Annotated in this window: 17 protein-coding genes; 4 read left to right on the forward strand and 13 right to left on the reverse strand. The window is 37.9% G+C overall.

All coding sequences use genetic code 11. The features are described from left to right. Positions 1–7: 7 nt before the first annotated feature. The 6 genes from R2R35_RS11025 to R2R35_RS11050 form a co-directional block, all read right to left on the reverse strand. Complete coding sequence (locus R2R35_RS11025) at positions 8–445, reverse strand: single-stranded DNA-binding protein (protein WP_317734575.1); 438 nt, start codon at positions 443–445, stop codon at positions 8–10. Between the two features lie 21 nt (positions 446–466). After that, on the reverse strand, positions 467–754 hold the full coding sequence (rpsF, locus tag R2R35_RS11030; RefSeq protein WP_033164396.1) for a 30S ribosomal protein S6: 288 nt from the start codon (positions 752–754) through the stop codon (positions 467–469). Positions 755–1,057: 303 nt separating this feature from the next. Then, positions 1,058–2,578, reverse strand: coding sequence for a hypothetical protein (locus R2R35_RS11035; protein ID WP_317734576.1), 1,521 nt, complete (start codon positions 2,576–2,578; stop codon positions 1,058–1,060). Between the two features lie 212 nt (positions 2,579–2,790). After that, the gene (locus R2R35_RS11040) at positions 2,791–3,843 is read right to left on the reverse strand and encodes an NAD(P)H-dependent flavin oxidoreductase (protein WP_317734577.1); all 1,053 of its coding nucleotides are present in this window, start codon (positions 3,841–3,843) and stop codon (positions 2,791–2,793) included. Between the two features lie 169 nt (positions 3,844–4,012). After that, positions 4,013–4,285 carry a DUF6171 family protein gene (locus tag R2R35_RS11045; protein WP_317734578.1) on the reverse strand — a complete coding sequence of 91 codons (273 nt, stop codon included), beginning with the start codon at positions 4,283–4,285 and terminating at the stop codon, positions 4,013–4,015. Between the two features lie 35 nt (positions 4,286–4,320). Continuing rightward, a complete protein-coding gene (locus R2R35_RS11050; protein ID WP_317734579.1) occupies positions 4,321–5,145 on the reverse strand; it encodes an alpha/beta hydrolase in 825 nt (274 codons plus the stop codon). Positions 5,146–5,394: 249 nt separating this feature from the next. Here R2R35_RS11050 and R2R35_RS11055 point away from each other — a divergent pair, with 249 nt between their 5' ends. Beyond that, positions 5,395–6,264, forward strand: coding sequence for an ROK family protein (locus tag R2R35_RS11055; RefSeq protein WP_317734580.1), 870 nt, complete (start codon positions 5,395–5,397; stop codon positions 6,262–6,264). A gap of 279 nt (positions 6,265–6,543) precedes the next feature. Here R2R35_RS11055 and R2R35_RS11060 read toward each other — a convergent pair whose 3' ends face one another. Together R2R35_RS11060 and R2R35_RS11065 are read right to left on the reverse strand one after the other, a co-directional pair. Further along, on the reverse strand, positions 6,544–7,917 hold the full coding sequence (locus tag R2R35_RS11060) for an MATE family efflux transporter (RefSeq protein WP_317734581.1): 1,374 nt from the start codon (positions 7,915–7,917) through the stop codon (positions 6,544–6,546). 296 nt (positions 7,918–8,213) lie between these two features. Further along, a complete protein-coding gene (locus R2R35_RS11065) occupies positions 8,214–8,414 on the reverse strand; it encodes a DUF951 domain-containing protein (RefSeq protein ID WP_317734582.1) in 201 nt (66 codons plus the stop codon). A 184-nt stretch (positions 8,415–8,598) separates the two neighbouring features. On the opposite strand from R2R35_RS11065, the gene trhA reads away from it, so the two are divergent. Both trhA and R2R35_RS11075 read left to right on the forward strand, forming a co-directional pair. Continuing rightward, positions 8,599–9,270: a PAQR family membrane homeostasis protein TrhA gene (gene trhA / locus R2R35_RS11070; RefSeq protein WP_317734583.1), complete on the forward strand. Its 672-nt coding sequence runs from the start codon at positions 8,599–8,601 to the stop codon at positions 9,268–9,270. A gap of 63 nt (positions 9,271–9,333) precedes the next feature. Further along, the gene (locus tag R2R35_RS11075; protein ID WP_317734584.1) at positions 9,334–9,726 is read left to right on the forward strand and encodes a Fur family transcriptional regulator; all 393 of its coding nucleotides are present in this window, start codon (positions 9,334–9,336) and stop codon (positions 9,724–9,726) included. A gap of 527 nt (positions 9,727–10,253) precedes the next feature. Here the strand turns inward: R2R35_RS11075 and R2R35_RS11080 are convergent. The 5 genes from R2R35_RS11080 to R2R35_RS11100 form a co-directional block, all read right to left on the reverse strand. After that, the gene (locus R2R35_RS11080; protein WP_317734585.1) at positions 10,254–10,460 is read right to left on the reverse strand and encodes a hypothetical protein; all 207 of its coding nucleotides are present in this window, start codon (positions 10,458–10,460) and stop codon (positions 10,254–10,256) included. A 347-nt stretch (positions 10,461–10,807) separates the two neighbouring features. After that, positions 10,808–11,293 (reverse strand): hypothetical protein, encoded by a 486-nt coding sequence (locus R2R35_RS11085; protein ID WP_317734586.1) that lies wholly within the window; start codon positions 11,291–11,293, stop codon positions 10,808–10,810. A 12-nt stretch (positions 11,294–11,305) separates the two neighbouring features. Further along, the gene (locus tag R2R35_RS11090) at positions 11,306–12,841 is read right to left on the reverse strand and encodes a pre-toxin TG domain-containing protein (protein WP_317734587.1); all 1,536 of its coding nucleotides are present in this window, start codon (positions 12,839–12,841) and stop codon (positions 11,306–11,308) included. Next, positions 12,835–13,125, reverse strand: coding sequence for a hypothetical protein (locus R2R35_RS11095; protein ID WP_317734588.1), 291 nt, complete (start codon positions 13,123–13,125; stop codon positions 12,835–12,837). Before R2R35_RS11095 ends, R2R35_RS11090 begins: the two co-directional genes overlap by 7 nt. A gap of 152 nt (positions 13,126–13,277) precedes the next feature. Beyond that, positions 13,278–13,577 (reverse strand): WXG100 family type VII secretion target, encoded by a 300-nt coding sequence (locus R2R35_RS11100; protein ID WP_317734589.1) that lies wholly within the window; start codon positions 13,575–13,577, stop codon positions 13,278–13,280. Positions 13,578–14,117: 540 nt separating this feature from the next. Between R2R35_RS11100 and R2R35_RS11105 the strand changes: the two genes are divergently transcribed. Beyond that, positions 14,118–14,663 (forward strand): NADH peroxidase, encoded by a 546-nt coding sequence (locus tag R2R35_RS11105; RefSeq protein ID WP_317734591.1) that lies wholly within the window; start codon positions 14,118–14,120, stop codon positions 14,661–14,663. Positions 14,664–14,943: the final 280 nt, after the last annotated feature.

The raw sequence follows: 14,943 nt of genomic DNA on the forward strand, positions 1-14,943 counted from the left end.
TTATGCTTTAACTAAATGGCAGCTCCTCATCCAGTCCGTCGGGGATATTCATAAATCCGTCGCCTACGGCTTGGCTAGGTGTTGGCCTCTGGGTCTGCTGATAGCCGGACTCGTTATTTGATGAGCTTTTGCTTTCTGCAAATTCCTGCTCTTCTACTACTACATCCGTTGTATATACCTTCTGTCCATCCTTGTTAGTATAACTGCCTGTCTGGATTCTTCCTGTAACAGCAATCTTGGTTCCCTGTTTAAAATACTTTTCTGCAAATTCCGCACTTTTACCAAAGCTTACGCAATTGATAAAGTCCGCATCTGCTTCTCCGGGTCTTTTAAATCTGCGGTCTACTGCCAGGCTATATCTGGCAATTGCTGTGGAATTCTCCCCCTGGGAGTATCTAACTTCCGGGTCTCTGGTAAGACGACCCATTAAAATGACTTTATTCATACTAAGGAATACCTCCTTTTACTATGCGTCCCGTCTAATGCATAAGAATCTGATTACATTTTCCATAATGCGAATACGATCTTCAACTTCGCCTGGGCATGTTGAATCAGCATCGAATTGGATAAAATAATAAAAGCCTTCTTTCATCTTCTGAACTTCGTAAGCTAATTTCTTCTTACCCCATTCATCAATGTTTGTAATGTTGCCGCCGAATCTTGTAATAAGTTCTTTAACGGCTTCCACTGTTGCGTTTCTGGCTTCGTCTTCGATTTTTGCATTTACAACTAAGGATAATTCATACTGGTTCATAGTTGTCTGCACCTCCTTCTGGTCTCTGGCCCTCTCTCGCTATTACCGCAGCGGTAATTGACAAAGTCGGATTCATGGAATCCCTTTGTATGGAAAGAGCAAGGAAAATTATTTATAACATATCACAAATATGTATTTTATCATATTTTGTAAAGCTTGGCAAGTTAATTTTATCTTTATTTGGTAAGAAAATAATTGGGGCTTATTACACATAAAATTTTTATTAACACGCTGCTATTTGTAATTGGCTGTATAACTGTCATACTCAACTTTTACGTACTTCAAGTTGCTTACTAAGAAAAATCAATACTCTCCGTAAGGAGAATCAAATAATGCAAATTTATACGTTAAGGAGCTGGATTTTCCTTTCTTATATACCTTTATATAATAAGTACCTTTGCTGTAAGTATTGCTACACCAGTGCACCATATTCCCTTGAGTTATATCCCCTTGTTCACTTAATTTAAACAATACCTTTCCCTTTGCATCCAGAATTTCATAATCAAAATATCCATCCAGGTAGTATTGCATGTTTAATTTTACATATTGATCGGATGATAAAGTAAATTTATACCAGTCAACAACAGATGTTTTGTCTGTATATAAAAAATAACCAGCTCCCTGTGTTTGCATCACTTTAAGTGTTTTTGCCTTGCTCTTTGTAGCACCTGCATTTTTTACTATACCAAAATCAATGTATTTTAATTGATACAGGTTACAGGAGGAAGTTACTTGCACATAGTATGTACCAGCAGGAACAGTATACATTTTTTCACTGATATATTCCTTATCGTCGTCATCTTTTCTGGCGTATACCTTGCTGCTTTTGGATATAACTTTCCCATCCTTATCCAGTAAGCTAAAGGTTGCATATCCACCTCCGGAATTAAGAAAGGGTGTTACTACAACTCCCAGTATACTCTTAGATTTTACAGTTACTTTATATCTTATCTTTTTACCTTCTTTATCCTGATAGGCTAAGGTACTCTTACCGCTGGTCAAAGTTCTGGCATTACTATTTATTTCATAAAGCTTAACAAGAAAGGATGTCACCCCCACTGCATCATAATTATTAGAGGTAAACTTTATATAATAAGTACCTGCACCTGCTAAGCTTCTGAAATAATCTTGATATTCATCACCATAATTAAATCTGAAGCTTTTCCCGACAGGGGTCGTACACTCTTTATCCTTATAAATTGATCCTTGTATATAATTGAAACCACCCTTTTTTTCGCCAAGTGAAATGTATAATCCATCACCATTTTTAACCTTAAAAGGAATAATAATATCTGTATTCTCTCCATCTCCGAACTTAAGCTCTTCGTAATTTTTTTTTACTATTTCTTCGAATGAATCAACCCTATTTACCTTTAGTAGAGAAATATTTTCCGGAACAGTTGGAAGAATTTCCTGCGAACAATATAGTGATATCGCAGTATATGTTAAATTACCACTATCATTTTCCAATTCACAGTGAATCACATAAGTCCCTTTCTTCAAGTCTATAATTGTATCTGTTACAGGCGTACTATCACTAATGTCAGTAAATTGTATAACCGTTTCAGAAACCAATAAAGAATCTTTTGTAATACTTATTGTTAATGTACCTGGTACACTACCAATATTTTTTACATTTGCGTTGAATCTAATCTGTCCATCCTTAGGCATTACAAACTCATAAGATCTACCAGTATGCATAATATCAAAATCTCTACTCATACTACTAAAATTCTTATAGGCGTAAGCGTCGATTTGTGATAATAAAAAGATTGCAACAAAAACTGCTGCAAAAGCCAAAATTTTCTTTCGTATATTAGACACTATCGTTTCCTCCCTATTTTACCGTAAGTCATTGCTTAATAGGAACATAGTACCAAATTCAACCAGTATAATCAATACATAAAGAGACCGTTTACCCTTAAGTCAATACCTCATTCAACCCGAAGCTAATACAAATTATTACAAAAATTATACTTTCCAACAAAACAGGAGCAACAGACTATAACATAACTGCTGCTCCTGTATGCTCTATTCTAACCAAAATAATCTCCCAGCACATCATCAACAGTTCTTATCCTGTCTTCAAGATATGCGTTGGCTCCACAGAATAACAAGGCCTTCTGAATATTTCCTTTTGCTGCATTAATCAATGCTTCTGTTATACAATAAGGTGTTTCCTTTGGGTTACAGGTCTTTATACAGCCGTGGCAATGATTAACCGGAACTTTGCCAAGGAGTGTTTTTTCAATAAAATCATTCCTGATAGCTCTTCCTGGCATTCCTACAGGGCTTTTTACAATCATAATGTCTTCTTTTTTACAGTTTATATAGGCTTCTTTATAACGATAATCGGCATCACATTCCTCCGTGGTCACGAATTTCGTTGCCACCTGTATGCCCTTGACACCAAGGGAGAAATATTCTTCCATGTCCTGCTTATTCAAGATTCCACCTGCCGTAATAACCGGGATGTCTTTTTCATACTTTTCGCTGTATTCTTTTACAAGACTAACAATTTCTTCTATTTCTTTCTTGTAGACACCTTCCTCATGATTCTGAATCTCTTCTACCGTAAAACCTAAATGTCCTCCGGCTTTGGGTCCCTCAATAAGTACTGCATCCGGTGCGGTATTTTCTTTTCTGTCCCAGAGTTTTAGAAGTACTCTGGCTCCCTTTAAAGAAGATATAATGGGTATAATCTTAGTTTTTGTTCCCTTTACTAACGCCGGCAGCTCAGTGGGAAGGCCTGCCCCGGAAATGATAATATCAATGCCATTTTTCACCGCTTCTTTTACATACATTTCATAATTTTTCGTGGCAACCATAATATTAACACCCAGGATACCTCCTTTGGCTGCCTGTCTTGCTCTTCTTATATGTTCTCCAACCATCCTTAAATTTGCTTCAAGGGGTTTCCTGTCATAATCCGCTTCGGTAAAGCCTATCTGGGCAGTTGATATTACTCCGATTCCTCCTTTGGCAGCTACTGCGCCGGCCAGAGAACTTAAGCTGATACCCACGCCCATTCCACCTTGTATAATTGGTAATTTAGCGGTAAGATCTCCTATTTTCAATGAGTGAAACATCGCAATTCCTCTTTTCTTCCTGCTGCTAACAGGCAAATTACAACAACCACGGCCTTGGCCGTTTTTGTCTGCTTCCTTTAGGAAATGTTCCGGTATAAAGCAAAAGCTATTGCAAAAAACCGGAATCCGTTCACTTATACACCGGATTTCCTGATTTCTTGCAATAGCTTTATTCAGATAACCATTTCTTATTCGCCGCCGGGCAATAATTCTTCTTCATAGCTGCCCTTAGTTCCACATAACAGCCGCACTGCCTGCACATACCGTTTAACAGCTGGTCGCACTGTCTGCAATGCTTTAACCGTTCTTCATAGACATTGTGAGACACCTTTATGTCTTCATCCAGATGGGCTACATATTCTTTCAGACTTTTGAAATATTCATTTTCCGGCATATCCTCCAGCAGGCATTTTCTGCAAAAGGCTTTTGTATCTTCTGCCACACTTTTCTCCTTGACTTCACTCTGATGAAACTTCTCTACTTGTTGTATATAAAATCTACTGCTTTGTTTATCCATTCAGCAGAGGGATGTTTTTCTTCATACTTCCAGTCTCCGTTTACCACATGATTTCCAAGGGAAAGGCCATGGTTCCCATGGGGATAGAGATGCATCTCGGTTACTACCTTATTTTTAGCCAGCGCTGCGGCAAAGTATAGTGAATTCTCAACGGGAACAGCACCGTCATCCCACGTATGCCACAGGAAGGTTCTTGGTGTATCCTCTGCCACCTGAGCTTCCAGACAGTTAAAAGCGATAAGCTCTGCGTCCTGTCTTCTCTCAGCCAGAAGATTAGTCATGGAACCCTCGTGGGTGTATTCACCGCTGGTAATAACAGGGTAGCATAATATCAAATTGTCCGGTCTTACTTCCAAAGCTTTCCTGCCAATTCCCTTTAGTATCTCTTCTTTGTTCCAGTGAACACCTGTGGAGGCCGCTAAATGCCCTCCCGCAGAGAATCCGCAGACACTGACATTGGCACTGTCTATATGATATTCTTCGCTGTTTTCTCTTATGTAAGCAATTGCCGTTAAAGCTTCACTAAGTGCTACCGGGAATCTGGCAGGTGCTGTATGGTATTTCAGCACAAAAGCACATATGCCCTCCGCTGCCAGTCTGAGCGCCACTGCTTCGCCCTCCCGCTCGGAGGTGTAGCCATATCCGCCGCCTGGTAATACTAAGACTGCCGGATGTTTTCTGTCTATATCAATCTCAGAGAAATTACTCGGTATATATCCCCATAATACAGCCGGTTCCTTTAATTCTCCAAACTCAAGTTTAATCTCCGTTGTAAAACACCTCATACGTACTAATACCTTCCTTTCCAACCTTATCTAACTGTCTGTTTATAAGCAATAATTTAATCTATTATAGCACCATCCGCTTAAACCCTCAACCATTATACGGGAATAAATACCTTGCAGGTTGAACATTTTCCCCCACCGAGTGATCAACACAGGAAATACCACAATAATATAATTTGACCTATATTTTTTTTCCGTTATAAGTTAAAATAGGGACAATGAATATTTTTACAACGGAGGATACTATTTATGTTACTTGGTGCTTTAGAAGCCGGCGGAACCAAAATGGTGCTTGCAGTCGGCAATGAAAATGGTGAAATACTGGAGCAAATCTCAATTCCAACAGAAACCCCTGACATTACCTTACCGAAAATCATAGATTACTTTAAGGAAAAAAAGATTGAAGCACTTGGTATTGGCTGCTTTGGTCCCATTGATCCTGATAAAACCTCGAAGACCTACGGTTACATTACATCGACTCCTAAATTAGCCTGGATCGACTGTAATATCGTTGGTATCATGAAGGAAGGCCTTGGCATTCCTGTAGGTTTTGATACGGATGTCAACGGCTCTGCACTGGGAGAAGCTACCTGGGGCAGCACAAGAGGTCTTGGCACCAGTATCTATGTTACCATCGGTACCGGTGTTGGTGTTGGTGTGTATCAGAACGGAGGACTTCTCCACGGTATGCTCCATCCGGAAGCAGGACATGTTCCTTTAGGCAGACATCCAGAGGATTCTTTTGAAGGCGTATGCCCTTATCACCCTAATTGTCTGGAAGGCCTTGCAAGCGGTCCTTCTATTGAAAAGCGCTGGGGAAAGAAGGCTTATGAGCTGGAACCTTCTCATAAAGCCTGGGAACTGGAGGCATATTATATCGCACAGGCTTTAGTAGGTTACATATTACTCCTGTCCCCTCACAGAATCGTATTAGGCGGCGGTGTTATGCACCAGACGCAGTTATTCCCTCTAATCAGAGAACAGGTAAAAGTACAACTGAATGGATATTTGAAAACTGCTCTTTTAGATGACATGGATAACTATATTGTTCCAGCAGCTTTAAAGGATGACCAGGGTATTATGGGATGTATTAAACTGGCATTATTAGAGCTTGAGTAATATTATATATTAGGAAAAGTAAAAAATTCTGCCAAAGAAGATTTTTGTAAATAATTAGTAGGGTTAAAAACAGTAGGGGCACAAGTTATATCACACTTGTGCCCCTAAATTTCACAGATAAACTTCTCTAATAATTCCTTTTAATGTGATTATAATAACAAGGTTCATCGTATTAACGCCAGACCCCCCTCTTACAAGTCAAAACTACCGAACAGATAAGCTATGGAACTTTCGTCCCTGGAACCTTTGTTCCAACCCCTTATCAATCCGTCAGTTATATTATGTTTCCATAACAGTTATTTTCTTATCAATAAGTGACATCCTCTTCCATTTACCTTGCTTATAGCGGATTACACTGAACAGACCAGTAATAAACCAGGTTAAGCCGGAAGTATACCAGATACCCCATATGCCGATAAAAGGAATTGTAACCAATATAGCTGCAAAGCCTACCCTTCCAATTACCTCAACCAGACCAACCAACATGGCATAAGCCGCATCACCGGCCCCGTTTAAGGTACCTCTGGCAACATAGATCATACCAAGAGGAAAGTAGAACAGGCTTGTGATCTTCAAAGCCTTGCTGCCTATACGGATAACCTCAGCATTATTAACAAAGAGCTGCATAATAGGCCTGCTTGTCAGCTGTATCAGTACGAGCATAAACAAGCTGAATACGGCAACAATGATAACACTCTTGTTAAAGCCTTTTCTTACCCGGTCTAGTTTTCTGGCACCGATATTCTGACCCGCAAAGGTAGAAACAGCTGCACCCAGTGAATTAAAGGGCTGTTGTACCAATTGCTCTATACGTCCGGCTGCTGTAAATGCCGCTGTTACATCTTTTCCAAAAGAATTGACAACCCCCTGTAAGATAACGCAGGAAACTGCAATCAAAGCGGTCTGTGCTGCTACCGGAAGCCCAATCAGAATACTTCTTTTCATAATAAATTTATCAAATTTCATGTCCTGTTTTTTGATACGGAAGTAGGGGTTTTTTATAACAGCATAGGTTCCACAGCTGACCGCAGCCATAAACTGGGAAACCACCGTTGCGATACCGGCTCCTCTTACACCCCAATGAAAAACGCAGACAAACAGCAGATCCAGTGCCACATTAAGAAGACAAGCCATAATCAGAAATATCAGAGGCGTCTTGGCATCGCCAAGAGCTCTTAATATAGCTGCCACTCCATTGTAAGCCGCGACCGCAAGAATACCTCCGCACATAATCTGCATGAAAGCTACCGAATCGTTAAGAATTTTAGGATCCGTATTTAATAATACCAGAATCTGCCTTGCAAAAATTACACTTATGCTGCTCATAAGAATACCGGCAGTCATGATAATATAAATTGCATTGGCAATGGTCTTCTTAACTTCCTTTTCCTGATTAGCACCAAAGTACTGGGATATTAGTATACCGATACCGGTTGACATACCAATACATAGTGAAAAGAATAAAAAATGCAGGGATGCTGAGGTTCCAATTGCCGCTAAAGCATCGGACCCAACAAAATGACCTACAATAATAGAATCTATCAGATTATAAAACTGTTGAAATATGTTTCCTATTAGCATAGGAAAGGCAAACCTGATAAGCAGAGAGAACTCTTTTCCCTCTGTCATGTTACGCACATTTGAATTTGACATGTCTACTCCCTCGCTGATTTCTTAAAATTCCTTTGTAAACACCCGTGTTTGGATCTGTTGAACCCAATATGAATAGTTTTTGCATAAAGCAGGTTTATGGAACGGACTGCTTTCTATAACTGCTCTCTTACAACATTGGATCCCGGGTGAACTGTCATATCCTTTGAACTTTAATCAGCGAAAGTTTAACAATAATCATTCAGGTCTTCTGTATAACGAAGCATTACTCTGGATATTATAACACAAAATGCATTTATTCGAAATGGTGTATCTTCTACCAATAATGCATTCCCATGTTATAAATTCTCTTGGTTTTCCTCTTTTCTGATTAATTGCCGCAGATTCTTTTCTACCAGTTTTCTCGGTATCATAATCTGATGACCACAGCCTTGGCATTTCAGTCGGAAATCCATACCAATACGAAGTACCTCCCAAAGAGAACTGCCGCATGGATGCTGTTTTTTTAATTTCACTACATCTCCTACTTTGATATCCATTTATGTTCCAACCTTTCCCGGGTGATTCTTTACTTATTTACACCCAAAATATAAAAATAAAAATATTTTTAAAAACCCCTTGATTTTTTCTCACCACGTGATATAGTATATTCATACATTACATGTAGTATTGAAAACTACATGATGCGTCTATCAATAACGTTTTATGAAAGGAATGATTATTATGGCTCATTTTATCAAACACCCAAAAGATCCTGGAAGTGCAATCACACACTTCATCGGCATGCTTATGGCTGCCTTTGCCGCATTTCCCTTACTCATCAAAGCCTCTAAAACCCCTGATAAAACAGGAGTCATCGCGCTTGGTATATTTGCCTTGAGCATGATACTTCTCTATACCGCAAGCACAGTATATCATACCTTTGATTTATCTGACAAGGTTAATAGAGCCCTGAAAAAATTTGATCATATGATGATCTTTATATTAATAGCCGGTACTTATACGCCTATCTGTCTTGTTCCACTGAAAGGAAAAGTAGGTACTGCTCTCCTGATTCTAATATGGGGAATGGCAATACTTGGAATTTTATTAAAAGCACTTTGGGTATATTGCCCTAAGTGGGTATCCTCCGTTATCTACATCGCTATGGGTTGGACTTGTGTACTTGCATTTGCACCTATTTTAAACACGCTGCCAAGAGAAGGTTTTAACTGGCTTCTGGCAGGCGGAATAATCTATACCGTTGGAGGTGTGATATATGCGCTGAAGCTTCCTATCTTTAACAGCCGTCATAAGAACTTCGGCTCCCACGAGATCTTTCATTTATTCTGTATCGGCGGTACTGTATGCCATTTTATACTGATGTATAAGTTCATAGCCGGGGGGAATTTTTAAATATTGACAATTTAGCTCATCTGTGATAAAATTGATAATAATTATTGTTATTGGAGGTGAGCTATGACAACTACAAAGTTTAGCCGACAAAGAGAATCTATTAAAGAATATTTGTCTACTACCAAAGATCATCCTACGGCTGATATGGTATATGACCATATTAAGAAGATATATCCGAATATCAGTTTAGGAACTGTATACCGCAATCTGAATTTTTTGGTTGAACAGGGATCGATTATTAAGGTATCTTATGGTAATGGCAGTGATCACTTTGATGGCAATGTCTTACCCCATTATCATTTTATCTGTAGAAATTGTTCCGCAATCGAAGATATTTCATTGCCGGCAGAGGCAGTTGAAGAATTCCTTCATTCTGCAGATGAGAACTTCGCAGGAACCATTGAAGCCAGCAGTACCTATTTCTATGGACTCTGTAAAAAATGTTCAGAAAAATAAACATTAAGCATGTGATAAACCCAGCCCCATATCCGATCAGGATAATGGGGCATTTTATATATGAAGGAGTAATACCCCCAACCATTCAGCCACCACGATGTAAAATTCCATCTGAAGAATATGTCTTTGCAAGATGATTATGCTCATGTCTACAATGCATCTACTCACATAGTTTCTGCCCTTATCTGTTAATTCCATGACTGTACACAGCCTATTTGCTGTAATCCCTTCTGCTCGTACCATGGTATTCAACTGAGAAACTATCGACCTTTTCCAGTGTTTCCCATTACCAATATCAAGATAAGGCTGTTCCAAACATCGAAGGGATGCCCCTGCATGCAAGACTTTCTCACAGAATACGACATAATATTATTTCATGTTCTGATACCACATCAGTATTGATGAAATCAATTCAGTTTACACGAAAAGCGAATCAGTAGAACCTGAAACGACTTAGTGTACATTAAAACGATATTTATATTACAATATATAAGCTACATTCTTCATACTCTATAGAGAGATTTACTTTAACATTTTTCCATCTCATAAACTTTTTCATAATCTGTCATTTCATCAGCATATGTAAGCGTAAGCCACTTACAATTGCTTGTCTCTGTTGCATTACATCGAATTAAATCCATCAGTTTTTTGATACTCTTTTTAACACTTTTGGGAGACTGGTAATGGTTCTTCAGATTTATTTCTCTCTTTGATTTCTCCAGTTTCTCTATCAAGGTATTTGTCCTTAGAAATATTTTGTATCGGACACCTTCTGCTAACTCCTGAAGAAAACTGGACTTCTCGGGTGTTTCCCGCTATTTTGAATTTACTTCGGTCTCCTCATAGAGAATAATTGATTTTGAATCGCACCTTTCGCAACAAATTTTTTGCTATAAAAAGTACGTTTATATGAGAGTATTGGAACTACACCTAAAGATCCGATTGTATACCCAAGGTAAATTTTTTCGCTAAATTTTCTTAATTCATATCATGGATTACGTCACTTCGTGAGAGCCATAATATTGAATTAAGAGACAAGGATTTAGGTAGTTGGAGTCCTAAAGTATAACCCTAATATATATTATTGAAATTCTAACTCATTTTTTATATATCTTATTTCCTCGACATTTAATTGAGTCATGCAAATCTCTGTGATTTCACTTGAATTTGATAGCCCTATATACAATGTATCTATTATTATATATTTAGCACTATTCTCATTGGAAAGCACAATCTTAATACCATCATTGAATAAGTAGGTCGTAAATTTTTCACATTCAACTACGTCATATTCTTCAAACTTTATTATCCCATATTCATAATTTATTTCATCAATAATCATTTTACTTTGAAAAATCACATAGTCTTTACTCAGTAAAAGTGTAATTTTTTTTATTAATCCGCTGTATGCACCTACCGCTATTTCCAGTAATGATGTTTTATCTTTTGAATATGAAAAAAAGTTAACTGGCTCTTCTTCACCACTGTATATTATTTTCAATGGTATATATTCTTCTAGCTCTAATTTAATTTTGGTATCTTCATTTTTTTCAATTGAAAATTTCACACTTTATACCTCCTAATGCCATCCTTTAAACATTGCGTGCTTTATTACTGGAAGTTGACCTTCCTGCCTTGGTGATGCAAAAATGAACTCCCAATTACCGCTAGTTATTTTTTCTCCATATGTAATTCCTGATGATGTTGCTTGTTCTAATGAACCATAAAAATCGTTCATAAGTTCTTGCGAATACAAATCAGGATTAGTGTATGCTGTTCCATTGCCAGTACTTATTCCTTTATACACATCTTCATACATATGCTCAGTAGCATTACCATGAACCCACATTTTTTGACCATTTACCTCAATCTCAAACGATCTAGGTATCTTAGTGTTTGGATAATTATTTTGCGTTGCTGTTATATTATCCCATACTGTTCCTGTTTCACTGCCACCCTTAATTACATCATCTGACCCTTTAATGGCCTTATCAACCTTATCCAAACCTTTCAAATACTGAGCATATTCCTCAGATGTCATACCATAAGGTATATCATACTTTCCATTAGCAACATCATCCCAATACTTTTTGTATTTTACAGTATCATCAATCTCAATTCCGTTTTTAAGCAATGCTTTATCCGCAATAACTCCTGTAGTAGATCCTAAAAAAATCGCCAAAGCGACCGTCACTGTAGAAGGTACTCCTGCCTTATCACAAACGATTACGGTTGACCCTGACACCGCTTCAGCCAGTATATCTGCAGCAAAAATCTTGCCGAATGCCGCTCCCCCGCCTTTCGTGACTATCGCTCCATACGCTCCATATCCTAAAGTCGCCAGACTTACTACCCCTGATACTACCTTAAAAGCTTGTTCATCACCCGTTAGATAATCTCCCGTTATAAGGGTTTTACCCGTTGCTGCCTCAATAATAGGAATTACGACAGTAATCTCGCTTAACGATTCTAATAGTTCTTTCCAGAAAGGAGAGTCCTTTTTATGGGCAAATTCTTTTAATACCAGGCTGTCCAGATACTCCTGCAAAGTCTTTTTATTTGGGTCTATTTTATCATTATTTACCAGATTTTCATAGTCTTTTGCAAATAAATCCGCAAAATCATCTACTTTCTGATAATTGGTGAGACTTTTATTCTTATTACGGCTGCCTATAAAATCTTCCAGATTAAGAGAGAGCATATCTCCCCCAACCTCATCATACATTCCAGCACCCACATACAAACTTGTATGTTCCTGTAACCCAATGGTATTATCTGTCTTTGCATCTCTCATATCAATGGCAGCCATCATATCCATGGCATGATTAAACCCTTTATAAAGTGGATTTTCCAGATATTCATCTATATCATATAAGACATCACTGGTATAGCTTAACAACGCACTTCTATGTTCTACGAATTCATCGATCCGCTGCCCTTGGGAAGAGAAGCCTGCTCCCAGGGCTTGGGCGTCCAGTTCGCCTTCGATATCCTTGCACAGATCATCCAGATCAACGAAATCAAAGAGGAGGTTCGTGGAATAACCCATGGTAATATTTGCTCTCTCCAGCCAGGTGTATTTGTCAATTATTTCTCTTCCCAGTTGTCTTACCATTTTGCCACCCCCCGCTGCAATGCCAATAAATTTGTAGTATCCATCTGGCAGATACTAAATTTATTATCATACATGTTAACGAACTCTCCAGCCAGGATTTCCTTCGTTTCGGTCCCTTTTATTATCTTAAACGCCATATCACAGCCTGTTTTTAATTTGTGATAGAGTTCTTCCTCCTTGGGAATCTTCTTATTTAGATATTGGAGTAATTTACTGTATTCCTCTCTTTTTCGTTCATTGTCCGATATATGAAAAAAATCACCACCCAAATCCCAGTAATACATCCCATACCTCCTTCCTAGGTTATTATCCGCTCTATTGCATTTTGCTTTGTCCAAGCATATACAGTTTTATTGTGAATTCTGAAAAAAGCTGCAATAGGAAAGGATTTTTGTTACCAACCCCTTCCTGCTGCAGCCTCTTTATAGCTTAATTCTTATAATTTTAGCCTGTCAGCGATTGCCTTATCTGTCTCCTCCAACGTAGTTGCAGTTTCTGTTAACTGCGTTTGAATTCCAGTAAGAATCTGAGGCATCGTCTTGTCCAGAACCGGCCATAAGTCGTAAGTAAAGCCGCTGATAAATGCAGATTGAGCAGCACCTTCCCAATTCGCTGCAATTTCATTGATTTTTGCATTCAATGCATTTGCATCTGCTGTCATTGCATCCTGTTTCTGTTTGATAAAATTCGCGGCTTCTCTTAGTTCTTCCGGTGTAATTCTAATGGTTCCTGCCATTTTTTATCCCCTTTCAATTTGTATGATTTTATTTTAATGCTCCTTATATATAGGAGAATTAATATCACATTCACAAAACTCTAACGATATTTTTTATATGTGTTTTATATATCATAACTTTGTTTAATCTTTTTATTTCATTTATGTTTTTACTTACAGAAACAATATGACATTTATTTTTGTTTTTAGTATCTTTTTTGAGGATTCTAAAATATCTATCTATATATATAGATAGATAGATGATTCATCTAGCTTCAAATAAAGCTAGAGTAGCAGTAACAATGAATATTAACAGTTTTGTAGAAATTTTACATTGCGCAAGGATATTGCGTTCTTTTTTAGGTTAGTTGATTAGGGAAAATATCTATAAAATAGTTAAAAGTAACTTTTGGTGTTGAACCTATTGTTTTTTATCGCCATGAATATTTCTGGTTTAATGATAATTTTTTATAAAAAAGGGTTGACTTTTATAAGATATTATAATAATATAATAACGATAATTATTACTATAATAATAAAATGTCAAAGGAGAGCAATACAATGAAGAAATTTGTCTGTCAGGTTTGTGGTTATGTTCATGAAGGAGATTCTGCACCGGAGCAATGTCCAGTATGTAAGGCACCTTCTGCTAAATTTACAGAGCAGAGCGGAGATATGACTTGGGCTGCTGAGCATGTTGTTGGCGTAGCACAGGGTGTAAGCGAAGATATCTTAAAAGATTTAAGAGCTAATTTCACAGGTGAATGTACCGAAGTAGGTATGTACTTAGCAATGGCCAGAGTAGCACATAGAGAAGGATATCCTGAAATCGGCTTATATTATGAAAAGGCAGCTTTTGAAGAAGCTGAACATGCTGCAAAATTTGCTGAGCTTTTAGGCGAAGTTATTACTCCCAGCACAAAGAAAAATCTTGAGCTCAGAGTAGATGCTGAGAACGGCGCTACTGCTGGAAAGACTGACCTTGCAAAACGTGCAAAGGCTGCTAACCTTGATGCTATTCATGACACTGTTCATGAAATGGCAAGAGATGAAGCAAGACATGGTAAAGCATTCGCCGGTTTACTTGAGAGATATTTCGGAAAGTAAGAAGTACTCCTTTCATTATACGTGACCTTATGCAATAATAATTTAACTATTATTAGATTTTGAAATACATACAAGAAAAGAGGAAGCTCCTCCTGGACCTTCCTCTTTTCTTGTATACAGCATTTTACCGCCTATCCTCTTGAAGTATTTTATGTACAAGATACTGCCATAAGGCTCTTTTAAAATATGAACGCAAGAGAGCATTAAAACCATTTCTAACATCTTTCCAAGTTTGCAGTTTCTACAAGCATACAGAAAAGGGCTGATTCATCTTCGCAGA

The organism is Anaerocolumna sp. AGMB13020 (genome assembly GCF_033100115.1).
GTDB lineage: Bacteria > Bacillota > Clostridia > Lachnospirales > Lachnospiraceae > Anaerocolumna.